Source organism: Bacteroides xylanisolvens XB1A, assembly GCF_000210075.1.
In the GTDB taxonomy this organism is placed as follows: Bacteria; Bacteroidota; Bacteroidia; order Bacteroidales; family Bacteroidaceae; genus Bacteroides; species Bacteroides xylanisolvens.
In genome coordinates this window covers 3,970,819-3,994,897 of sequence record NC_021017.1, presented here as the reverse complement: position 1 = coordinate 3,994,897, position 24,079 = coordinate 3,970,819, and the positions used below count along the sequence as shown (strand labels likewise).

Annotated in this window: 15 protein-coding genes; 6 read left to right on the top strand and 9 right to left on the bottom strand. The window is 44.0% G+C overall.

Annotated elements, in window-relative coordinates:
- Positions 1 to 46: 46 nt before the first annotated feature.
- The 4 genes from BXY_RS15330 to BXY_RS15315 all read right to left on the bottom strand — a co-directional run bounded on the left by BXY_RS15330 (position 47) and on the right by BXY_RS15315 (position 6,008).
- Complete coding sequence (locus tag BXY_RS15330) at positions 47 to 1,387, bottom strand: ATP-binding protein (RefSeq protein ID WP_004315064.1); 1,341 nt, start codon at positions 1,385 to 1,387, stop codon at positions 47 to 49.
- Between the two features lie 332 nt (positions 1,388 to 1,719).
- The gene (locus BXY_RS15325; protein WP_208946824.1) at positions 1,720 to 3,468 is read right to left on the bottom strand and encodes a pectinesterase family protein; all 1,749 of its coding nucleotides are present in this window, start codon (positions 3,466 to 3,468) and stop codon (positions 1,720 to 1,722) included.
- A gap of 359 nt (positions 3,469 to 3,827) precedes the next feature.
- On the bottom strand, positions 3,828 to 4,799 hold the full coding sequence (locus tag BXY_RS15320; RefSeq protein WP_004309409.1) for a pectinesterase family protein: 972 nt from the start codon (positions 4,797 to 4,799) through the stop codon (positions 3,828 to 3,830).
- A gap of 9 nt (positions 4,800 to 4,808) precedes the next feature.
- Positions 4,809 to 6,008, bottom strand: coding sequence for a glycoside hydrolase family 88/105 protein (locus tag BXY_RS15315; RefSeq protein WP_004320969.1), 1,200 nt, complete (start codon positions 6,006 to 6,008; stop codon positions 4,809 to 4,811).
- A gap of 301 nt (positions 6,009 to 6,309) precedes the next feature.
- Here BXY_RS15315 and BXY_RS15310 point away from each other — a divergent pair, with 301 nt between their 5' ends.
- From BXY_RS15310 to BXY_RS15300, 3 genes are all read left to right on the top strand, one after another.
- On the top strand, positions 6,310 to 7,716 hold the full coding sequence (locus tag BXY_RS15310) for a PTS galactitol transporter subunit IIC (RefSeq protein ID WP_004301502.1): 1,407 nt from the start codon (positions 6,310 to 6,312) through the stop codon (positions 7,714 to 7,716).
- Positions 7,717 to 7,783: 67 nt separating this feature from the next.
- A complete protein-coding gene (kduI, locus tag BXY_RS15305; RefSeq protein ID WP_004301501.1) occupies positions 7,784 to 8,704 on the top strand; it encodes a 5-dehydro-4-deoxy-D-glucuronate isomerase in 921 nt (306 codons plus the stop codon).
- A gap of 327 nt (positions 8,705 to 9,031) precedes the next feature.
- Positions 9,032 to 10,549: an MFS transporter gene (locus BXY_RS15300; protein WP_004301500.1), complete on the top strand. Its 1,518-nt coding sequence runs from the start codon at positions 9,032 to 9,034 to the stop codon at positions 10,547 to 10,549.
- 399 nt (positions 10,550 to 10,948) lie between these two features.
- Here BXY_RS15300 and BXY_RS15295 read toward each other — a convergent pair whose 3' ends face one another.
- The 5 genes from BXY_RS15295 to BXY_RS15275 all read right to left on the bottom strand — a co-directional run bounded on the left by BXY_RS15295 (position 10,949) and on the right by BXY_RS15275 (position 19,171).
- On the bottom strand, positions 10,949 to 14,440 hold the full coding sequence (locus tag BXY_RS15295) for an AAA domain-containing protein (protein ID WP_015532380.1): 3,492 nt from the start codon (positions 14,438 to 14,440) through the stop codon (positions 10,949 to 10,951).
- Positions 14,403 to 15,239, bottom strand: coding sequence for a twin-arginine translocase subunit TatC (gene tatC, locus BXY_RS15290; protein WP_004324871.1), 837 nt, complete (start codon positions 15,237 to 15,239; stop codon positions 14,403 to 14,405). Before tatC ends, BXY_RS15295 begins: the two co-directional genes overlap by 38 nt.
- A 17-nt stretch (positions 15,240 to 15,256) precedes the next feature.
- The gene (gene tatA / locus BXY_RS15285) at positions 15,257 to 15,478 is read right to left on the bottom strand and encodes a twin-arginine translocase TatA/TatE family subunit (RefSeq protein WP_004301497.1); all 222 of its coding nucleotides are present in this window, start codon (positions 15,476 to 15,478) and stop codon (positions 15,257 to 15,259) included.
- Positions 15,479 to 15,635: 157 nt separating this feature from the next.
- Positions 15,636 to 18,176, bottom strand: coding sequence for a bifunctional UDP-N-acetylmuramoyl-tripeptide:D-alanyl-D-alanine ligase/alanine racemase (locus BXY_RS15280; protein ID WP_015532379.1), 2,541 nt, complete (start codon positions 18,174 to 18,176; stop codon positions 15,636 to 15,638).
- A complete protein-coding gene (locus tag BXY_RS15275) occupies positions 18,152 to 19,171 on the bottom strand; it encodes a GSCFA domain-containing protein (RefSeq protein ID WP_015532378.1) in 1,020 nt (339 codons plus the stop codon). Before BXY_RS15275 ends, BXY_RS15280 begins: the two co-directional genes overlap by 25 nt.
- Before the next feature lie 167 nt (positions 19,172 to 19,338).
- On the opposite strand from BXY_RS15275, the gene dxs reads away from it, so the two are divergent.
- From dxs to BXY_RS15260, 3 genes are read left to right on the top strand one after another with little or no spacing between them, the layout of a single operon-like run.
- Positions 19,339 to 21,243 (top strand): 1-deoxy-D-xylulose-5-phosphate synthase, encoded by a 1,905-nt coding sequence (gene dxs / locus BXY_RS15270; protein ID WP_015532377.1) that lies wholly within the window; start codon positions 19,339 to 19,341, stop codon positions 21,241 to 21,243.
- A gap of 1 nt (position 21,244) precedes the next feature.
- Positions 21,245 to 22,585 (top strand): Trk system potassium transporter TrkA, encoded by a 1,341-nt coding sequence (gene trkA, locus BXY_RS15265; protein ID WP_015532376.1) that lies wholly within the window; start codon positions 21,245 to 21,247, stop codon positions 22,583 to 22,585.
- A gap of 39 nt (positions 22,586 to 22,624) precedes the next feature.
- Positions 22,625 to 24,076, top strand: coding sequence for a TrkH family potassium uptake protein (locus BXY_RS15260; RefSeq protein WP_015532375.1), 1,452 nt, complete (start codon positions 22,625 to 22,627; stop codon positions 24,074 to 24,076).
- Positions 24,077 to 24,079: the final 3 nt, after the last annotated feature.

Genomic DNA, 24,079 nt, shown 5'->3' with positions numbered 1-24,079 from the left:
TCATGCAATCTTTAGCGGCTATTTAACAGAATCGGGCCAACATGACTTATGTCTCTATTTTTTTTAAAATATTAGGCAATGCGGCTATCATGTAAAAAGGAAGGTTGATAAGTTTGAAATGTTTTCCTTCATTAGTAGTAACTTCGTCTATAGCATAATTCCCCGACCAGATTCGAACTGCCAAATCATGCTCCGTTTCATTCATAAACTGATGAATGGATTTTAAGTGGGCGTTGTGTCCGTTTTTCACTTCAATTGGAATGATTTTCCCGCCATATATGTATACAAAGTCCACTTCTGCAGAACTCCCCCTTTTAGCCCGTACCCAAAACTTTTGCTTCTTACCTACTTCGTTGGAAAGAGCTTTTAATTCCTGCGCAACGATTTGTTCGGCAGCCATACCTCTCCATGTATCCGTCAAATCTTTACTAAGAAGATATTCTTTTTGTATTTCAGCCGCATAATTTACTAGTCCTGTATCCAGCCAGATCAATTTAGGAGCGCGTTTCAAATCTGTGGTAGCTGGCATTATCGTATGAGTGGTAGGATATACCAACTCCAGCAACAATGCTTTTTCCAGAGTACGGAAAGCCTCGCCCGTTTCACGGGCTTTGTAAGCGGACTGTGCAAATCCTCCTAAAGTGACAGCTTGCCCTGCATATCCCCAACCTTCTTCCAGTATGTAACGAATCACCGCAGCTTGCGTGTTTGTCTCCGCATACTTTTCCACATCATTCTTGTAGGCATTTAGCAGTTGATTGTAAGTATCGGACAAGGATACAACATCCCGGTTGGCAGCATACCTCGCTACAATTTCGGGCATCCCGCCTATCAGTGCATAACTATTAAAAAGTAGCATTAATTGTTGATGGAAAGCCTCCGGCAAGCGTGCTTCCAAAATCCAATCTACAAACCGTCCCTCTCCTATTGCCTGAAGAAACTCAATAAAGGAACACGGATGCAAAGCCATATACTCCACCCGTCCTACAGGCAACGAGATGTGTTTGTCCAACATATTTTCCAGAAGAGAACCTGCTGCAATAACATACAACTCCGGCAATTCCTCGTAAAAGTACCGCAACAATGCAACAGCTTGTGGCGACGACTGTATCTCGTCGATAAAAAGCAGGGTTCGTCCCGGCCTCTGCGGCTTATTATCATACAAAAACAATAAAGGCAGCAGCATCTTTACATCATCAGTAGACTCAAACAAATCCTTTGCCTCTTTCTTTTCAAGATTTAAAGACAGGAAATTATCAAATTCTTTGCCAAACTGCTCAACAATAGTGGTCTTCCCTACTTGGCGGGCTCCTCTCAATATCAGAGGTTTTCTATTATTTTTCTCTGCCCACTCATGCAACTGATTCTGTATCCTTCGTTCAAACATATCGTAATTTGTTTATTTACAGTTACAAATATACAAATTTGTTTCATTGCAGGGGTGAATTTACTCATTTTTTGTTTCATTGCAGAGGTGAATTAGCTTAATTTTTGTTCCATTGTAGGGGCATATTGACTATCAGTTGTACCAGATCGATAAAGTTGTACCAGCTCAATAAAGCAGTGTACCAGTTGAGCATATGCAGTTCCGCCCTTTCAGGGCTTATGTTTGGTGTATACCTATCACGTAGGGCAATGCCCTACGCTATATAATAGAAGGCTTTCAGCCTATTAAACTACTTCCGAAACTTGAGTAAACAATCATATCTGTTCGTCAGATCAACGCTTTACCGTTATCAGTTTATTTCCGTTCTCTATCGGATTCCATCCGTCTTCTCCTGCCAAAACTGCATTTATCTCATATCCTTTCAGATTCTTCAATTGTTGGGAAAAACCAGCGCGCGCTTTCGGATGGGCTCCTTCGCCCCGACTTTCATATTCGGCATAAAAGACAGTTTTCTCGTTTTCCTTCTTGCCCCAGTTGTTCCAGCCAACGGGAAGAATGTGTTTCCCCAATTCGCAACGGATGAATACAGCTTGTGCATACGGACGCCAGGGACGGGACAGATACACTTTTGTGGCTTCCGGTTCCGCAGTCAGTTTGCAATTATAGAATACATAGCCATATTTTTTACCTTTATCAGTAGAGGGAGCGGTGACATAACCATCCCGTTTGCTATGAATGTGGCAACGGTTGAAAACAGCCGTAGACCAACCGAAGATAAAATCTACCGTTCCTTCGATGTAGCAGTCTTCATAATATTGGCGGCTTTGCTTGCTGTATGTATAGAGGGTATCCTGGAAGCCGAGGAAACGACAGTTCTTAAAATAGACACGATCGGCAGATACGAAACAGGCAACTGCTTGTCCTACGGGACCTGATGAGTTCTCGAATGTGATATTCTCCGCATAAAAATCGGGGGCATAGATGTAACAGCTGGACGAACCGGAAGTTCCCATGTTCTCACCGAATACATTTTTTTTGTTTGCAAAACCGTCATAAGTCAGTATCGCACCGTCTTCTCCAATCAAAGAGATATTAATCTTGGATTCGGGGATGATGAGTTTCTCTTTATAAGTTCCTTTACGAATCAGGATAGTGGTACGAACGTCTTTGCGAAAATCGGGAACAGCATTGATAGCTTCCTGCACGGTAAAGAAATCACCGCTACCGTCTTGGGCCACTACATAATCGAATTGACGGATATATTTCGCCAGTTCCGGAATTTCCTTGCCGATGGCATCTACTGCCAGTCCGGCAATTGTTCGTGCTCCGTATACGTTTAAGTGAGTATTGTCTTCACGACCTTTCGGGAAAGCCGGCACCTGATTGGGTTCGACAAACATAAATAGTTTCTTTGATTCTACTGGTCCAAGTCCCTGCACCAGGTCATGAGTAATCTTGTTCATGTCGATAAAAGTCACTCCCAGTTCTTTTGCCACATTGCGGGGAGCATCCAGATAGGCACCATGCGTATCGAATAAAACGGTTCCCTCTTTCGGTTGTTCCTTTTCCCCCGGTGTGCGGCGGACATCTTTTGCGATGGCATCATCCTTCGGCTGTACGAAGTTTCGACGGACGATAGAGTTGAACAACACCGGAATTCCACCTTTGGCGCGGGTTTCATTCACATACCGACGAAGATTTTCATCAAAAGTACTGCCCGGATCGGTGTGACGGGTAGAGTCTGCTTTCTCATCATTATGGCCGAACTGGATAAAGACATAATCTCCTTTTTTCACTTTAGAAATTACTTTTTCCCAGCGTCCTTCGCTGATAAAGCTCTTGGAACTTCGACCGTTGGCGGCATGATTGTCTATCCGTATGTCTTCGGAGAAGAATCCGGGAAGTACCATTCCCCAACCACGTTCGGGATTTCCTCCGTCTATTTTCTTGTTAGCCATTGTCGAATCACCTATCATAAAGATAGTGATGACCGGTTTGTCTGCACGAAATGCAGAAAAAAGAATAAGAGCCGTTGCAAGTAGCCCTACCATTTTAACCCTAAGTGTTTTCATATTCTTCATCCCCTCCTACGAGTTTTATTTTTTGTTTTTATCTGCCACCTGCAACGTTTTGCTTGTATCTTACTTGCAATCAACTGATTGCAGCGTTGCAGATACTGTTGCAGATACCGTTGCAGATGTTTATCTGCAACACCTTATATAATCCTGTTTTGCACACAGGCAAATTCAGTTTCCACGCATAGGAACTACAGTTTCCCCGGGAAGAAACGCTAGTTTCCACGTAGAGAAACGACAGTTCCCACATAGGGAAACTGCAGTTTCCTGCCTTGGAACAGGAGTTTTAAGCTAGGGAAAGCAAAGAGCCAAGCCCGGAAACAAAAATTTCAAGCTGCATAAACAGTCGGAAAACCTACGTATTTTTATTTATAGGGATACCAATTACTGCTTTCCTTAAAGATATTTTGCGGAGTATACTTCATTGCCTCCTTATTTGTCAACTGTTTAGCCCATGCCACACGCCCGGAAGTATCTGCGCCCGCACCCGTATTTCCGAATTCGGCATAACGGGCTGTCTTTTCGTTCTCCGGATTCTTCCAATTGTGCCATCCTTCGGGACGGATATGATTACCAAACTCACAATTGATAAAGACCGTTGCCGCATAAGGACGCCACGGACGACCCAAATATACTTTTTTCACTCCCGGAGCGGCTGTCAACTTACAGTTTTTGAAAACATAACCGAATTCTTCACTTTGAGGAGTGGAAGCGGCAGTGATATACGAATCACGTTTACTATGCAGTTCACAATATTCGAATAGAGCGGTGGAAGGGCCAAAAATAAAATCGGTAGTTCCCTCGATATAGCAATTCGTGAATAGAAGGCGCGCTCCTTCGGTTCCTGTATAAATAGTATCCTGATTTCCCAAGAAACGACAGTTGACAAACATCAGTCTGTCACCTTCGGTGTGAAGAGCTACCGCTTGCCCCAGTGGAGCCGCATTATTTTCAATCGTCAGGTCTTTGAAAGTGATGTCATTCCCTTCCACTTTGACCGTATAGGTGCGGAAGGTACCCATCTTATTTATATTAGCATGGTCATCGTAAGTGATAATCGTTTTTTCTGCGCTTTCGCCCACTAATTGCACATTCTTCACCCAGGAAGGAATGACCAGCTTTTCTTTGTATATACCATTCTTGATATAGATCGTCACCGTATAATCCATAAAAGCGCGGACAGCTTCCACGGCTTCCTGAATGTTACGATACTCCCCTGTCCCGTCGCGTGCCACGACTAATGTGTCTTTGCGTTGCTGTTGCTGTGCATAAACAGATGTTGCTCCCACACCCAGTAGAAGCAAACACATCATTCCTTTAAAAATACTCCTTTTCATTGTCGGAAATTACTTTTGTAAACGTTCGTATTCCAAGCTAGCCATAATAAAAGGTCCTACGGCTTTAGGATCGTTATTGCGGATAGTTTCATTAATATAATAGTCATAATCGCCGGAACGATAGACCTTTCCTCCCAATCCTGCCACTGCACAAGCCTTGGTGATGGTTACCAATCCGTTCTTGTCCACTTCGATAAAATTATCCAGGAATCCTTTGTAGCCTTTCAATGCCACATCCAGATAAGACTTATCAATATATCCCAAACGAACCGCCTTAAAGAGCGAATAAATGAACATAGCGGAACAGGAAGATTCTACGTAATTACCCTTATCACCACTCCGGTCCATCACCTGATACCATCCTCCGGTCTTCGGGTCCTGAAGTTTCTTCACCTGCACAGCTACATTATTCAATATATCAAGCAGGGAATCTCTTCCGGCTTCATGCTGCGGAATAAATTCGAGCACATCCACCAATGCCATCGCATACCATCCCATCGCACGTCCCCACGTATGTTTCGACTGTCCGGTCACCGGGTCCGCCCAACGTTGAGTGCGGCTTACATCGCACGCATGACGATAAAGACCGTTTTTAGGATCGTACGTATGACGGGCACAAGTGACAAACTGGTTGATTACATCTGCATAGTCCTGCGGAAGATTATTACGGAATGCATACTCTGCGTAGAAAGGAGCTCCCATGTAAATTCCGTCCAGCCACATCTGGTGGGGATAAATCTTTTTATGCCAAAAACCACCGTCCTCATTACGCGGTTGTCCTTCAAACTGGCTATAAAGCAGGTCGAGCGCTTTCTTATATTTAGGATTCTTGGTCTGCTCATAGATACGGAAAAGGATTTTTCCGGAGTTGATACGGTCGAGGCTATAATCGGTTAATTTATAAGCGGTAATGCTTCCGTCCTCGTGCACCATTGTATCCGCATACGCGATGGCGTAATCGCGAATTTTCTTGTCGCCATAAGCGTCGTACACATCGAGCATGGCTCCCAGTTCAAGTCCGTGGCAATAATCCCATTTCAGTTTCGGCTGAAAGTCGAGCTGCCAGGATTCGGGGTAACGGATCATTTCCGATTCAGTCAGTCGCACAGACCAGGGAAGCTTGCTGTCTACCTGTTGTGCCGATACAGAAGCGGTCATTGTAACCAATAAAGCCACTATAAAAAAATTATAAAAAGGAGTTCGTCTCATGGTTTGTTATTTTAAGGATTCAACATAGTCTTTTTTCACGGTACGAAAGTAGTGTTTTTTCTCCAAACCCAGTGGGATTTTTTAGTCAAGTAGGTGCATTTTTTGTTTTTCGTGCACGGAAACGACTAATTTTGTGCACGCAAACGTCAAAAATGTCCATTTTTGATGCAATATCTCATAAATTAAGAGTTTCGTTTTGGAAGAAAGCAAAAAAGGTCTTACTTTTGGCACGGTTTACAACTAATACCCTCTGGGGAAACACAGGTAATTTATCATTAAAACAGAGAAAAAATAGAACAGAATGGAAGAAGTATTTAAGTACATTATCGGTCTTGGAGCGGCAGTAATGATGCCAATCATTTTCACGATTTTAGGAGTATGTATCGGTATTAAACTTCCCAAAGCGCTGAAGAGCGGTTTGTTGGTTGGTGTCGGTTTCGTTGGTTTATCAGTAGTGACGGCATTGCTCACCAGCAGTCTGGGTCCGGCATTAAGTAAAATGGTTGAAATCTACGGATTGGAATTGGGAATTTTCGACATGGGTTGGCCTTCTGCTGCGGCGGTAGCTTACAACACTTCAGTCGGTGCTTTCATTATCCCTGTTTGCTTGGGAGTCAATTTATTAATGTTGCTTACCAAAACAACCCGTACCGTCAATATCGACCTTTGGAACTATTGGCACTTCGCATTTATCGGTGCTATCGTGTACTTCGCTTCCGACAATATCTATTGGGGATTCTTCGCTGCCATCATCTGTTACATCATTACACTGGTAATGGCTGATATGACTGCTCCTGCTTTTCAAAAGTTCTATGATAAAATGGACGGTATCTCTATTCCTCAACCGTTCTGCCAAAGTTTCGTTCCGTTTGCTATTGTAATCAATAAACTATTGGATAAAATTCCGGGATTCGACAAGCTGAATATCGATTCTGAAGGTATGAAAAAGAAATTCGGATTGATGGGTGAACCGCTGTTCTTGGGTATCGTAATCGGTTGCGGTATCGGCGCATTGGGTTGTGCCAGCTGGAAAGAAGTATTGGATAATATTCCGGGCATTTTAGGACTGGGTATCAAGATGGGTGCGGTGATGGAATTGATTCCACGTATCACCAGCCTCTTTATCGAAGGTTTGAAACCGATCTCTGACGCTACCCGCGAACTGATCGCTAAGAAATATAAGAATAACACCGGTTTGAGCATCGGTATGAGCCCTGCACTGGTTATCGGTCACCCGACTACCCTGGTGGTATCTCTGCTGTTGATCCCTGTCACTATTTTCCTGGCTGTTATCCTTCCGGGCAACCGTTTCTTACCGCTGGCTTCTCTGGCAGGTATGTTCTACCTGTTCCCGATGATTCTGCCTATTACAAAAGGTAACGTAGTGAAATCATTTATTATCGGCCTGGTAGCATTGATTGTAGGTCTGTATTTCGTAACAGGACTGGCAGGCTTCTTCACACTGGCTGCTAAAGATGTATACGAAGCAACAGGTGACCCGACAGTAAACATCCCCGCCGGTTTTGAAGGCGGCGCACTTGACTTTGCTTCCAGTCTCTTCTGCTGGGGTATCTTCCACCTTACTTACAGTCTGAAGATTATCGGCCCTGCCATCCTCGTGGCACTGGCACTCGGAATGGCTATCTACAACCGTATCCGCATGACTAGAAACGACGCAAAGAACGCATTGAACAGTAATAAGGAATAAGTAGAAAAGCCTTTAACTGATTATAATAAGTGGTATATAATATATAACTCAATAAAAAACTCGAAAGATGAAAAAATTAGCAATTGCAATGATGTTGGGTATCGCAGCAATGTCTGCCTCCGCCCAGGTGAATTACAAGATGCAAGTGGCTTGCAGTCCGCAAGACGTGAAAACGTATGATACTAACCGCTTGCGCAGTAGCTTCCTGATGGAAAAAGTAATGGTTCCAAACGAAATCAACGTTACTTATTCTATGTACGACCGTCTGATCTTCGGTGGCGCAGTGCCTGCAACAAAAGAATTGGTACTTGAAACAATCGACCCGTTGAAATCTAAATTCTTCCTCGAACGCCGCGAACTGGGTGTCATCAACATTGGTGGCGAAGGTATCGTAACCGTAGACGGTAAAGAATATACGCTGAAATTCAAAGATGCCCTGTACGTAGGTAGAGGCAAGCAGAAAGTGACTTTCAAGAGCAAAGATTCCAGCAATCCTGCCAAATTCTACATCAACTCGGCTACTGCCCACAAAGAATACAAGACTCAATTGATTACTATCGACGGACGTAAAGGTTCTCTGAAAGCAAACTCATTTGCTGCCGGAAAGCTGGAAGAAAGCAACGACCGCGTTATCAACCAGTTGATTGTTAACAACGTACTTGAAGAAGGCCCCTGCCAACTGCAAATGGGATTGACTGAACTGAAACCGGGTAGCGTATGGAACACCATGCCGGCACACACTCACTCTCGTCGTGTAGAAGCATACTTCTACTTCAATGTACCGGCAGGAAATGCTATTTGCCACTTCATGGGCGAACCTCAAGAAGAACGCGTCGTATGGATGCAGAACGAGCAGGCTATCATGTCACCGGAATGGTCTATCCACGCTGCTGCCGGAACAAGCAACTACATGTTTATCTGGGGTATGGCAGGTGAAAACCTCGATTACGGAGACATGGACAAGATCAAATATACAGAAATGCGCTAACCGTTGCGTATTCCTGTATGACATATAATTTTTCAGACGCAGATAACGCGGATAGCACGGATCAAAAATAAGAATCCGCATTATCCGCGTCATCTGCGTCTAAAAGATAAGACTCATTTGCTCTTGATTCACAAACTCGTTTATCTTCTTTCTGTATTACCCCCAACGTTGCAAATGATAATGCTATGAGACATTTTTATATCCTTTGAAACAAATAGCATATATAATGCAACGAATAATACATGATTTTGACCAATTTTTACAAATAAAATTCAGTCGAAATACCGACCTTTGTCAACGAAACAAAATCTATTTAAATCCATTATCATGAATGCATTTCAAAAAACAGGCGAAAAGATGACAAACTACAGATGGACCATCTGTGCTATGCTATTTTTTGCTACTACAGTTAACTATCTCGACCGTCAGGTTCTCTCATTGACGTGGGATGAATTTATCAAACCGGAATTCCACTGGGACGAATCTCACTACGGTACTATTACTTCTGTTTTCTCCATTGTATACGCTATATGTATGCTGTTTGCCGGTCGTTTTGTCGACTGGATGGGAACTAAAAAAGGATTTTTATGGGCTATCGGTGTCTGGTCGGCAGGTGCTTGTCTTCATGCCGTTTGTGGTATTGTCACAGAAGCACAAGTTGGACTTCATAGTGCAGCAGAACTGGCAGGTGCCACAGGAGATGTGGTAGTGACTATTGCTACGGTCAGTATGTACTGCTTCCTCGCCGCCCGCTGTATCCTCGCTTTAGGAGAAGCCGGTAACTTCCCTGCCGCTATTAAAGTAACCGCAGAGTACTTCCCTAAAAAAGACCGTGCTTATGCTACTTCTATCTTTAATGCCGGTGCATCTATCGGAGCATTGATCGCTCCTCTTACCATTCCTATTCTGGCAAAAATGTTCGGTTGGGAAATGGCATTTATCGTAATTGGTGGACTTGGCTTTATCTGGATGGGATTCTGGGTGTTTATGTATGATGCCCCGTCGAAAAGCAAACATGTCAATCAGGCAGAGCTTGATTACATCGAGCAAGATAATCGCGAAGCAGGCAGTGCTCCAATGACAGATGAAAAAGATGAAAAGAGAATGAAGTTCTGGCAATGTTTCAGCTACAAACAAACATGGGCCTTTGTCTTCGGTAAGTTCATGACTGACGGCGTATGGTGGTTCTTCCTTTTCTGGACTCCGTCTTATCTGAATACACAATTCGGTATCAAAACCTCCGACCCGCTGGGTATGGCGTTGATCTTTACGCTTTATGCAGTGACAATGTTATCTATCTATGGTGGTAAATTACCTACTATCTTCATCAACAGAACAGGTATGAATCCGTATGCAGCCCGTATGAAAGCGATGCTAATCTTCGCCTTCTTCCCGCTGGTTGTACTGTTAGCACAACCGTTAGGTACTGTTTCTCCATGGTTCCCGGTTATCTTAATCGGTATTGGTGGAGCTGCTCATCAATCCTGGTCGGCCAATATATTCTCTACCGTAGGCGATATGTTCCCAAGAACAGCTATTGCAAGTATCACCGGTATAGGTGGTATGGCAGGAGGCGTAGGCTCTATGATTCTTCAGAAAGTGGCAGGTAACTTGTTCGTATATGCTTCCGGAACAACGATGATCGACGGCAAAGAGGTGGAAATGACAAAAGAATTACTCGAACAAGGAGCACAATTCGTACACCCAGCCATGACATTCATGGGATTCGAAGGCAAACCAGCCGGATATTTCGTTATCTTCTGCGTATGTGCAGTAGCTTATCTGTTGGGTTGGGTTATCATGAAGGCATTAGTTCCGAAATACAAACCTATCGTATTAGAGTAAATCTATTCGAACAGATAGAATCGTTAAAAACAAAAGAGTAACTCGTCGCCGAGTTACTCTTTTGTTTTAACCAATTATTCAAAAAAATGAAAAATGAAAAAATAAAAAAGCCTCTTCTCACGAAGAAGGCTTTTTAGGTTTACTTATCCTGCATCATCCTCCTGCAAAATTTTTAACCGAAACACTAGAAACAGTGTTTTTGCATTCCTATAATGAAGTATAGTAAACGTTAAGATGAAAAAAAGGGAAGTCTCACGACTTCCACAATTCTTCTAACCTTAAATCTAAATCTCTATGAAAAAAACGTGTTGCAAATATAGGCGTTTGTTCAACATAGAGGTGTTAATGAATTGCATAAAGAGAGAATAAAAACTAACATCTGCAAAATGATGCAATTTTTCAGAAGCTTTCTATTAATTTTAATAAACTTTTATAGAGTGGATTGCGTTCGAGGAGCTCGGGAACTCCTGTAATGAACATCTGTTTTCTTGCACGGGTCAAGGCAACATTCAGTTTCCGGTCGATCAAAACACCCTCTTCTTCCGTCAGATTGGATAGAAATTTTAGTTGGTAAGGGTAGTTGACACAGAAGGAATAGATTATTACATCACGCTCGCTTCCCTGGAACCGTTCTACTGTGTCAACTAGAATTCGGTTCAGAGCTGGAATACCTAATGATTCTATTTCTTTTTTTATCAATGCTATCTGACTCCGGTAAGGGGTAATGATTCCTAAAGTACGGGATTCGTCAAAATCTGTCTGATGATCTTCATAAATGCGAGCAGCTAAGTCGGCAACAATACGTGCTTCCGAATAGTTGATCTTTGCAGATGCTCCGGCCTTCTCCGGCACAGAGGGATAAAAAGCCAAACGACAGATAGTATCGGATGATTCTATTTGGTGAGGCAAGCCGACAGGGATCAGACGCCCTCCATAAAAGGCACGATTAGCAAACAAAGCAACTTCCGGATGCATTCGCCCTTGACGGCATAGCATATCGTAGGAGCGATGAACTGTTGCAGTACAGTTCCGGTAGAGGCGTTCAAACAAGGAATCTTTCAGATTGGTCAACCCGATAGACAGTAAAGATTCATCATAAATGGCCGATTGCTCCGTATTTTGCTGTACCACAGCAGGCAGTTGTTTATGATCTCCGATCAACACAAACTTATCTATTGCATCTTTTCCGTCTTCTCCACGTGCACAGAGAATGCCTAACAACTGCGGTTCCAATATTTGGGTAGCTTCATCAATAATAGCTACATCAAAATGTTTCAGACAAAACAGTTCCGGTTTGCCGGAAATAGCCACTACCGTTCCCACAATAATCCGACAATTCCGGATGCGTTCGTACACTTCCGAACGACGGTTACAAGAGGATAATTCATTTTCAATCAGATGCCCGCGGTAGGCTTCATCACATGATAATTCACTTCCCACACGTATAAAATCAACAGCCGGAGCAATGGAAGCCAGCGACTTGCATATCTCATCGACAGCCCGGTTGGTGTATGAAAGCAAAAGAATCTGCGCATCTTTATCTGCATGAAAAGTCTCCACCATTTTCTTCAGGGCACATGAAGTTTTGCCTGTTCCCGGAGGTCCGATAAGAAGGAAATAATCCTGTGCGGCTTTTGCTTTCAGGGCGATTCGCGTAAAATCGTCTTCCGAACGGGAAATCATGGAATCCAATGATTCATCAAACCGAGGAGGACGCTGTGACAGCAACAAGTCACGACGTTCCTTCCTTGCAGAAAGATAAATATATAACCCCTGATACATCGAGCGGAATGTTGTATCCATTGTATCATGTTCTATCGCATAAAGGCTTTCGGCAGGAAGTACGGATGGGTTCTGCTGGGTAGCACGTAAGCGAATACTTATTTCGTTTTCTGTCAGGTACTCGATATTGCCCTTGAAAACCATTTTATTGGTAACGTTATCTGTATCGCGGTTACGTTCATAAAGGATAATGGCGTCGCCTTGACGGAAATTAGGAAGAGAAGTCTCTGTTTCAAGAGCTTCACTGCTGACAGTCTTACTTGCAGAGGCTTCATTTCCGGTAATATCATTTCCAATAGCTTTATCTCCGGTAATGTCATTTACGGCAGACTCATTCAACAAAGTTTCCCCAAGCTTTTCCTTTTTAAAGAAAGAAAAAGTAAGTCCGGCTTTATGTTCATCGGCAGCATGATTCTCCTTTATTCTCAAATTATAGATGATTTCTCCGGCCTCGCATTTCTCCGCTAATGTAGAAAGCCATAAAGAAGCTGCCCCGGTACGTCCTTCATAATCCACATCACCGGATTTTGAAGTATAAAGTTCCTTTGTAATGAAGTTGTACACCGCATAGAAGTAATTCTTTTCCAGTGGAGAAAGAGCTTTCAGTTTCGATTGAAAGTTATCAATAGAGGGACGCAGGTATGTTTCCCAAAAACGTCCTTTCAATCCTCTTTCATTCAAGGTGGAGGCATTGATTTCTTCCAGTTTTTGTGCCGTATATTCCAGACTGTTGCGTAGTTGGACGCCATATTCATCGGCCACAATGCGGTTACGCAAGTCAATCACCCGACGTACCATCGCCCACGAAGGACGGGAGGGATAAAGGAGCGGATAACGGGTATAAAGCAAATAGGCTTTCACTTTCCGGTGATCCATTCCCATTGAATATTGCAAGACTGCTTGATAAAGTAACATCTGTACTTTATTATTCTCCTTCGGCTCTACCTTGCCTCGGATAGCGTATTCATCCGCCTTGCCGGATTTCATTTCTATGAAAGAAGACATATCCCGCTGCATATAGTCGAGACGTCCCTGAAGTCCGAGTGCTTCACAGATATAAGACGGTTCGAGCACGGCATCCGTCTTGTCCAGTTCATAACCGGCTGCATGAAAGGTATCATTGACCGTTTCACGAATATGATCGAAGTGCAGTTTGCAGTCCTCAAAGAATTGGCGTTCTTTCTCTTTGTCGCGCAAATCGGAACAGGCAGCCAGCTCAATAGGATAACGCCGGAAGGCTTTCTGCATACAGGTACGATAATCTATGTCTTCACTCTTCGCATGAATCCATTCGTCCAGAAAAAGATTGGCTATATTTCCCAGTAACAGAGGCCGGGCATTTTCGATCGGTTGAAGACGGGAAAGAAAATAATTGGCCGGATGATGCCCGTAATCACGGAAACACTCTGCCAAAGAACTGATGTCAAGTAAATAATCCGGTTCGAGTACAATGAAAGAAGGAGTCAGGATTCCTGTCTCATCCACTGCAACATCCAATAAATTGACCTGGGCATGACGCCAAAGCAATTTGCACGTTTCTGCAAACTCTTCATTTATTTGAGGGATATTATAACGAACTAAATATGGTTTCTCCGAGACTTCGTCCAAGGGAGTCACATACAAATATTGCTCGTCAGCATACTGGAAGCAGACACGCATCCGCTGCACTCGTTCGCGGGCAGGAGGCGCAACCAGGTAGGTGGCATCCACACGCGGAAGTAGCCGGTATAGTTCCATGGGAATATCCTCTTCCAGGAGTTTACGAATAAAGAAAGCTAACGTTTTCGCATCGCGCAAGAGTTGTTCCCGGTTGGGCTCCTGCTGGCGGTTCAAGATAGCATTCGAAGTGAGCCGGAAAGTATGCAGCCGGTTCTGCTCTGCAACAGAAAGACCGACCTTAGCCGCCACGAAACTGATTCGTGCGGAAAGGTCGGTCATCTGTAAACTTTCGTTTTGCATTTGCGCGCGACAAATACGCTCCAGCAAGTCGCGCATTTGCTTATATCCTACGGCAAGATAAGCATCTTCCGCCCGGCAAACTGCTAAAAGGATTTCATAAGATTCTATCGCTTCACTCTTCGGACAGGGCAACTTCATCTCCAGCTTCATCTTCAACTTCCTCTTCTGTTTTCTTCTTGTCCTTTATCATCAAAATACTCATCTCGTACAACAGATAAAGCGGAATAGCGACAACACTCAAGGTGAACGGATCTCCCGTCGGAGTAATAATAGCAGCAGCTATCACTATGATGACAACCGCATGACGGCGGTATTTCCGCAGGAAGGACTTGTTGACCACTCCCATTAAAGAAAGCAACCATGTAACCAATGGAAGTTCAAAAGCCAATCCCATGCAGAGAATCAGCATCATAAAATTGTCGATATAAGAATTGAGCGACAGGATATTCTCCACTTCCGAACTCAACTGATAAGTAGAAAGGAAACGGAGAGTCAACGGATAAACCATAAAGTAGCCCAACAGTACACCGATGAAGAACATCAGTGTTCCGATAGTCAATGCTTTACGCACGCCCTTTCTCTCATTCGGATAAAGGGCGGGATTGATGAAACGCCATATTTCAAAAAAGATATAAGGCATAGCCGTCACCACCGACATCCAAAATGCTGTCGACATGTGAATAAAGAAAGGAGCAGCCAAGTTGATATTGACCAGCTTCACATAAAATTGTTGCGTGAAGAAGTCATCGGTCAAATCAAATGTTTTACCGATATGCCGTAATAAATCGTAGAATATGAAATCATTGTGGCAAGGCGCAAGTATTACATGGTCGAAGAGGTAGGGCATAGCAATAAAATAGCCTATTGCCAATACAAACCAAACTCCAACTACCCGAAAAAGTACCTTACGCAGTTCGTCCAAATGATCCCAAAAGGTCATTTCTGCCATCCGTATGTTGTGCTCTTTTAGTTCTTAGAAGGATCTACAGGTTTGTCCAACTCGTCTTTAGCCTTGTTTATTTCATCTTTCGCTTCGTTTACACCGTCTTTGAAGCTCTTTACGCCTTTGCCTAACCCGCGCATCAGTTCAGGAATTTTCTTTCCACCAAAAAGAAGAAGGATAACCAAAGCGATAATAATCCATTCGGAACCACTGGGCAAAAAGCCTAACAATAATAAGTTTGTCATAAGTTTATTTGATATAAGAGGTTTTTAATAGTTGCTGCAAATATAATCATTTTCACCACAGATTACACGGATTCACACAGATTTATAGCTTATCTTTCGATTTATTGCTACTATATATTCTCTTCAATCTGTGTGAATCCGTGTAATCTGTGGTGAATTAATCCTGATAATATACCCGTTTCACCCGTGTCGATATACTTGTCAACACTTCATAAGGAATCGTTTCCAGCTTATCGGACAACACCGTAATCGGCAGATCATCACCGAAGATGATAGCCTGATCGCCTTCCCGACAATCAATATCCGTCACATCGATCATGCAAACGTCCATACAGATATTCCCTACATAAGGAGCTTTCTTTCCGTTCACCAGGCAATAGGCGTTGCCGCGTCCCAAGTGGCGGTTCAGTCCATCCGCATAACCGATAGGAATAGCTGCAATGCGTGAAGGGCGTACCAAATGCCCCATCCGGCTATATCCTACCGTATCTTCTTGAGGAACATCCCGGATCTGAAGGATGGTAGTCTTGAGCGTACTTACATTATGTATTATCGAATTGTCTATCGGGCTGACTCCATAAAGTCCGATTCCCAAGCGCACCATATCGTACTGTGCTTCGGGGAAACGTTCGATTCCTGCCGTATTACAGATATGACGGAGAATCTTATGAGAGAAGGCGGCCTGCAATTCTTGCGAACCTTTCTCGAACAATTCAATCTGTCCGCGGGTGAAAGCGTCGAACTGTGACGAATCACTTCCTACAAAATGAGAGAATACCGAACGGGGAATCACCGCGCTCTGATTCTTCAGTCGACGGATAAGCAATGGAATATCCTCTACCGCAAAGCCCAAACGGTGCATACCTGTATCAAGTTTCACATGAATGGGGAAGTTGGTGATTCCTTCTTTCTCCGCAGCTTTGATAAGTGCGTCGAGCAGATGGAAATTATAGACTTCCGGTTCCAGTTTATAATCAAACATGGTTTTGAATGCGGTAAGTTCCGGGTCCATAATGATAATAGAGGCGGTAATGCCTGCCTTGCGGAGTTCGGAACCTTCGTCAGCAACGGCTACAGCCAGATAATCGACATGGTGTTCCTGCAAACTCTTGGCAATTTCATACGAACCGGCTCCGTAAGCTGATGCTTTCACCATACAGATCATCTTTGTTTCCGGATGGCGAAGCATAGAACGGTAATGGTTCAAGTTGGCTACCATCGCCCCGAGATTTACTTCAAGAATGGTTTCATGCACCTTCAATTCGAGGGCTTCGGATACCAAATCAAAGTTGAACACGCGGGAACCTTTCACCAAAATCACTTCCGAATGAAGCGATTTGAGTATATTGGATGCAAGGAGTGCTTCTGTGTTAGGAAAGAAATAGCGTTCGAGATCATCATTAAAACGGGCGGAACAAGAAGATATCTCCTGCCCTACTCCAATCAGTTTATTAATCCCTTTGCTCTGTACCAATTGTGCTACACGCCGATAAAGCGTAGCGGTACTTTGTCCGGTTTCCAGTATATCCGACAGGATAAGCGTCCGTTTCAAGCCTTTCTTTTCCGAGCGGCGTACAAGGAAATCGAGAGCAATATCCAATGATGCCAGGTCTGAATTGTAGCTATCATTAATCAGTACACAGTTATTCTTCCCTTCTTTCACCTCCAGACGCATGGCAATCGGTTCGAGACGGGCCATCCGCTCGGTTATCTGGTCGGCAGGTGTCATCAGGTAAAGACAAGCTGCCAGACAATTCAGTGCATTTTCAATGGAAGCGTCATCGATGAAAGGAATACAGAAAGTATTATCCATCTCCAGATAACGATAAGATATAACGGTATGATCTTCTTTCTTGGTCACACGGCTAATATACAACGGGCGTTCAATGTCGGTACGGCTCCAGGCAATCTCACGCGCCGTCAGCATTGATTTTGCGACACAATTACTGATTAACTCGTTATCACCGTTGTAAATCACGACATCACAGTCTTTGAAAAGCGTCAGCTTTTCCATGCATTTCTCCTGCAAGGAGAAGAAGTTTTCCTGATGGGCACCACCGATATTGGTCAGAATACCAATGGTAGGCTTAATCATTCGTTTCAAAGCTCCCATCTCCCCCATCTCGGAAATGCCGGCTTCGAAAATACCCAGTTCGGCTTCTTCAGAAAGTTGCCACACAGAAAGTGGGACTCCGATCTGCGAATTATAACTGCGTGGAGAACGAACGATGCAACGATCCGGGCTAAGTAACTGATGCAACCACTCCTTCACAATGGTTTTTCCATTACTGCCGGTGATACCAATCACAGGGATTTTAAATTTATCACGATGTGTTTCAGCAAGCTTCTGCAAAGCTTTCAGAGGATTGGGAACGATGAGGAAGTTGAGAGTTGAGAGTTGAGAATTGAGAGTGGGCTGCGCACCATCATGCTGCATAGAACTCTCAACTCTCAACTCTCCATTCTCAACTTCTTTAAAGTCTTCTTCCGTAATTACAAAATTACGTACGCCCCGGTCATATAAATCGGGGATATAACGGGCTCCGCTGTTTCGTTTGGTAGTTAAAGCAAAAAAAAGAGTTTCTTCCGGAAAACTCAAAGAGCGGCTGTCTGTTAGCAGCCAATCAATAGTCGCTTTATGTTTGCCCACACGGCGGGCACCGATACTTTTGGCTATGGATTCAATCGCATATGACATAGTTCTGTTTCTTTTTGAAAATCTAAGTACGGGTATTTTCCGATAAGTCGTTCTATTTTTAACACTATTTGTCCTAAAAAGCGTTGATACGCCTCTGACTCGGGATGAAAGGGTTTGTGCGCCAAGTCCCGGCGGATGTCTTGCACAGATACGATAACCTGCTTTGTTTCAGAAGAAAAGAAGGTTTCGGAGAAGCGTTCCCACAGGTAACGAATCGCCAAAGGAGACGGATGCAACATGTCGTCGGCATAGAAGCGATAATCACGTAATTCGTCCAATATGATTTCATAAGAGGGGAAATAGAACACTCGCTCCGGGAACAGTTGTTGCAATCGGTCGATGGCGAGCAGCAGAGTCGATTTGCTTAACTGGTTGGCGTGCATCCCGTCGCGTATATGACGGATCGGGCTGACTGTAAACAGCCATTTCAGATCCGGATTCAGGGCTGACATTTCGGTGATGAGTGCTGTATAATCTTCTACAATTTCTTCAACAGACAGCCGGTAACGCAAAAAGTGACTCTCCGGCAATTGATGGCAATTAGCTACCACTTGTCCACTCTCCTTTTGTTTATAAACGTAAGCAGTTCCCATTGTCACCATCAGCCAGTTCAATTCCGGCAGTTTTTTATAAGCATGGTGAAGACGTGAATTTATGGTATGCAATGTCTCTTCGGGCGTAAAAGCAGAAAAAGAGCCATGATGCATCGGGCTATGCCATAAATCTTTGTAGGCAAACAGATCTTGTTTATTGTATTCCTTATTTCTTATAATCTCCCTCAAAGCAGATGAGACGGATAAAGGATTATAAAGAATACCAAAAGGATTCAGGTCCAGTTGAAATCCGGCATCCATTAATTGTCGCCCGATATTTTCCGCAAAACAGGACCCCATCAGAAGAATATGATCTGCATGACTGACCGACGGCATCCCGGCAGGTAATTCTACAGATGTTTGAAAGTTCATACGATTTTCCATCATTTCATTACGTTTCATGTGCAAAAGTAATCAAAAAACTATTTCCGCCCTCTTTTTCCTCACGATTCAATAATCTTAAGAAGCATAGAAAAACAGATACGGCTTTATACCGGATAAGATTTTATAAAAAAAAGGAGGTCGAATATACTTTCTTTTCGTATTTTTGCACTAAATTTCCTAGAATCATGAATAGTGAACCAACATATAACTTGTTAAACTCCATCAATTACCCCGAAGACCTACGTAAACTAACCGTAGAGCAACTGCCGGAAGTATGCGGTGAACTAAGGCAAGACATTATTAAAGAACTCTGCTGCAACCCCGGACACTTCGCCGCCAGCCTGGGAACCGTGGAACTAACCGTAGCTCTGCACTACGTCTACAATACACCATACGACCGTATTGTATGGGACGTGGGACATCAGGCATACGGCCACAAAATTCTGACAGGACGCCGTGAAGCATTTTCCACAAACAGGAAACTCGGAGGAATCCGCCCTTTCCCGTCTCCGGAAGAAAGTGAATATGATACTTTCACGTGCGGGCACGCTTCCAATTCGATTTCTGCCGCTCTCGGTATGGCTGTCGCAGCCGCCCGGAAAGGAGACGCCAAACGCCATGTAGTAGCCATTATCGGCGACGGATCAATGAGTGGCGGACTGGCTTTTGAAGGACTGAACAACGCATCTGCCACGTCGAACAACCTGCTCATTATCCTGAATGACAATGATATGGCAATCGACCGCAGCGTAGGAGGCATGAAGCAGTATCTTTTCAACCTGACAACTTCTAACCGCTATAATCAGCTACGTTTCAAGCTCTCGCGTATGTTGTTCAAGCTTGGCATTTTAAACGAAGAACGCCGCAAAGCGCTCATCCGTTTCGGAAATAGCCTGAAATCAATGGCGGCCCAGCAACAAAATATTTTTGAAGGGATGAATATCCGTTACTTCGGTCCGATAGACGGACACGACGTAAAGAACCTGGCAAGAGTATTACGTGACATCAAAGATATGCAAGGACCTAAAATCCTGCATCTGCATACTATCAAAGGAAAAGGATTCGGACCGGCAGAGAAGCACGCCACCGAATGGCATGCTCCCGGCAAATTCGATCCCGTCACCGGCGAACGTTTCATTGCCAACACCGAAGGAATGCCCCCGCTTTTCCAGGACGTATTCGGAAATACACTGGTGGAACTTGCCGAAGCCAACCCGAAGATTGTCGGTGTCACTCCCGCCATGCCCAGCGGCTGTTCGATGAATATATTGATGGAAAAAATGCCGAAACGTGCTTTCGATGTCGGTATTGCCGAAGGACATGCAGTTACCTTCTCCGGAGGAATGGCAAAAGACGGGCTGCAACCGTTCTGCAATATCTATTCTTCTTTTATGCAACGGGCACATGACAATATCATCCACGACGTAGCGATTCAGAATCTTCCTGTTGTTTTGTGTCTCGACCGCGCCGGACTGGTTGGCGAAGACGGTCCCACTCATCACGGAGCTTTTGACATGGCATGTTTACGTCCGATCCCTAATCTGACTATCAGCTCCCCCATGGACGAACAGGAATTACGTCGCCTGATGTATACGGCACAATTGCCGGACAAGGGACCGTTCGTGATCCGTTACCCCCGTGGACGCGGTGTATTGGTGAACTGGAAATGTCCGTTGGAAGAAATTCCGGTAGGAAAAGGACGGAAACTGAAAGAAGGTAATGACCTTGCAGTGATTACTATCGGACCGATAGGAAACATAGCTGCCCGCGCCATCACCCGGGCAGAAGCTGATTTAAATCTGTCTATCGCCCATTACGACCTACGATTCCTGAAACCGCTGGATGAAGAACTGCTACATGAAATAGGACAGAAATTCCAACATGTCCTGACTATTGAAGACGGGATTATCAAAGGCGGGATGGGTAGTGCTATCCTTGAATTTATGGCAGACAACGAATACAAACCGACCGTGAAGCGTATCGGTATCCCTAACCTATTTGTAGAGCATGGATCAGTTGCCGAACTGTATCAACTGTGCGGCATGGATGAAGAAGGGATTCTGACTAAAATAAAAGAATTTATCAATTGACATGAAGATTATTATTGCCGGTGCCGGCAACGTGGGCACCCATTTGGCCAAGCTGTTATCGCGCGAGAAGCAAGACATTATCTTGATGGATGATAACGAAGAGAAACTAAGTGCTCTTAGCGCCAATTTTGACTTGCTGACTGTTGCCGCTTCTCCTTCTTCCATCTCCGGATTGAAAGAAGTAGGCGTCAAAGAAGCCGACCTTTTTATCGCAGTCACACCGGACGAAAGTCGCAACATGACTGCCTGTATGCTGGCCACCAACCTGGGAGCTAAAAAAACAGTGGCGCGTATCGACAACTATGAATATCTTCTGCCTAAAAATAAAGAGTTTTTCCAGAAACTGGGAGTAGATTCTCTGATTTACCCGGAAATGCTGGCTGCTAAAGAAATCGTATCCTCCATGCGTATGAGCTGGGTACGCCAATGGTGGGAGTTCTGTGGAGGTTCTCTGGTTCTGATTGGTACGAAGATGCGCGAAAAGGCTGAAATCCTGAATATACCGCTGCATCAGCTAGGCGGTCCCAACATTCCTTATCACGTAGTAGCCATCAAACGCGGAACGGAAACGATTATCCCTCGTGGAGACGATGTTATTAAATTGCATGACATTGTTTATTTCACCACTACCCGCAAATACATTCCTTACATACGTAAGATAGCCGGCAAAGAAGACTATGCCGACGTACGCAATGTAATGATTATGGGAGGTAGCCGTATCGCAGTCCGTACCGCACAATATGTGCCGGACTATATGCAGGTGAAAATAGTGGATAATGACCTGAACCGTTGCAACCGTCTGACAGAACTACTGGATGATAAGACAATGATTATCAACGGAGACGGTCGTGACATGGATCTGCTTATCGAAGAAGGGCTAAAAAATACCGAAGCATTTGTAGCCTTGACCGGCAACTCGGAAACGAATATCCTGGCCTGTCTCGCCGCCAAACGTATGGGAGTGGAAAAAACGGTAGCAGAAGTGGAGAACATCGACTATATCGGTATGGCAGAGAGTCTCGACATCGGCACGGTTATCAATAAAAAAATGATTGCTGCCAGCCACATCTACCAAATGATGCTGGATGCCGACGTTTCTAATGTGAAATGCCTGACTTTTGCCAATGCGGACGTTGCAGAATTCACCGTACCGGAAGGAGCTAAAATAACCAAACACCTGATTAAAGACCTAGGACTTCCAAAAGGTACTACCATCGGAGGAATGATCCGTAACGGAGAAGGTATCCTGGTGACAGGTGATACGCAAATCCTCCCCGGCGACCATGTAGTCGTATTCTGCCTAAGCATGATGATTAAAAAGATTGAGAAGTTCTTTAACTAAGTATTAAGTATCAAGTATTATTTAATAAATTACTTGTCTATGATTAACTCGAAGATGATATTCCGGATTCTGGGTTTTCTGCTTCTGATAGAAACAGCCATGCTGTTATGTTGTGGAGGGGTCTCTCTTTTCTATAAAGAAAACGACTTGCAAAGCTTCCTGATTTCATCAGCCGTCACTGCCTGCATCGGGGTTCTGCTGCTCGCTATTGGAAAAGATGCAGTAAACTCCCTGAATCGCCGTGATGGATATGTCATAGTCAGTGCAGCATGGGTCACCTTTTCCCTTTTCGGAATGTTGCCTTATTATATAGGAGGGTATATCCCAAGTGTCACGGATGCATTTTTTGAAACGATGTCCGGGTTCAGCAGTACTGGTGCCACTATCTTGAATAATATAGAGTCAATGCCTCATGGAATACTTTTCTGGCGAGCTATGACGCAATGGATAGGTGGTCTGGGTATTGTATTCTTCACCATTGCCGTTCTACCGATTTTCGGTGTGGGTGGGATTCAGGTGTTTGCAGCAGAAGCCAGTGGACCTACTCATGATAAAGTGCATCCCCGCATTGGCATCACCGCTAAATGGATTTGGGGTATTTATGCCGGAATGACGGGAACATTAATTGTCCTATTAGTACTCGGCGGTATGAGCGTATTCGATAGTATATGTCATGCTTTCACAACTACCAGCACCGGTGGATTTTCTACCAAACAAGCGAGTATTGAATATTATCACTCACCCTATATCGATTATGTAATCTCTACTTTCATGTTTCTTTCGGGCATCAACTTCACGCTATTACTGTTGATGTTCAATGGAAAAATAAAAAAGTTCATTCATGATGCAGAGTTGAAATTCTATTTCTTGTGTGTTTCTTTTTTTACTATATTTATTGCCGTCTGGCTCCATCAGACTTCTTCTATCTCCATAGAAGAAGCGTTCCGCAAATCACTATTCCAAGTGATCTCCTTGCAAACTTCTACGGGATTTGCTACTGCCGATTATATGCTATGGCCTTCTATCCTTTGGGGATGTCTTGTAATAGTAATGATCATCGGAGCTTGTGCCGGCAGTACAACCGGAGGTATCAAATGTATTCGTATGGTTATTCTGCTTCAGGTTGCAAAAAACGAATTCAAGCATATTCTTCACCCTAATGCCGTGCTCCCGGTACGAGTAAATAAGCAAGTGATTTCCCCTTCAATACAATCTACCGTACTAGCTTTCACCTTTTTGTATGCAGTCATTGTGATTATCAGTGTACTTGTCATGATGGGCTTAGGAGTAGGTTTTTTGGAATCAATCGGAACAGTGATCTCAAGTATAGGCAATATGGGACCGGGACTCGGCACATGTGGCCCGGCCTTTTCATGGAGTGAACTGCCGGATGCTGCCAAATGGCTACTCTCTTTCTTAATGCTCTTGGGACGTTTGGAATTGTTTACAGTATTATTGCTTTTCACTTCCGGTTTCTGGAAAAAGAATTAAGAA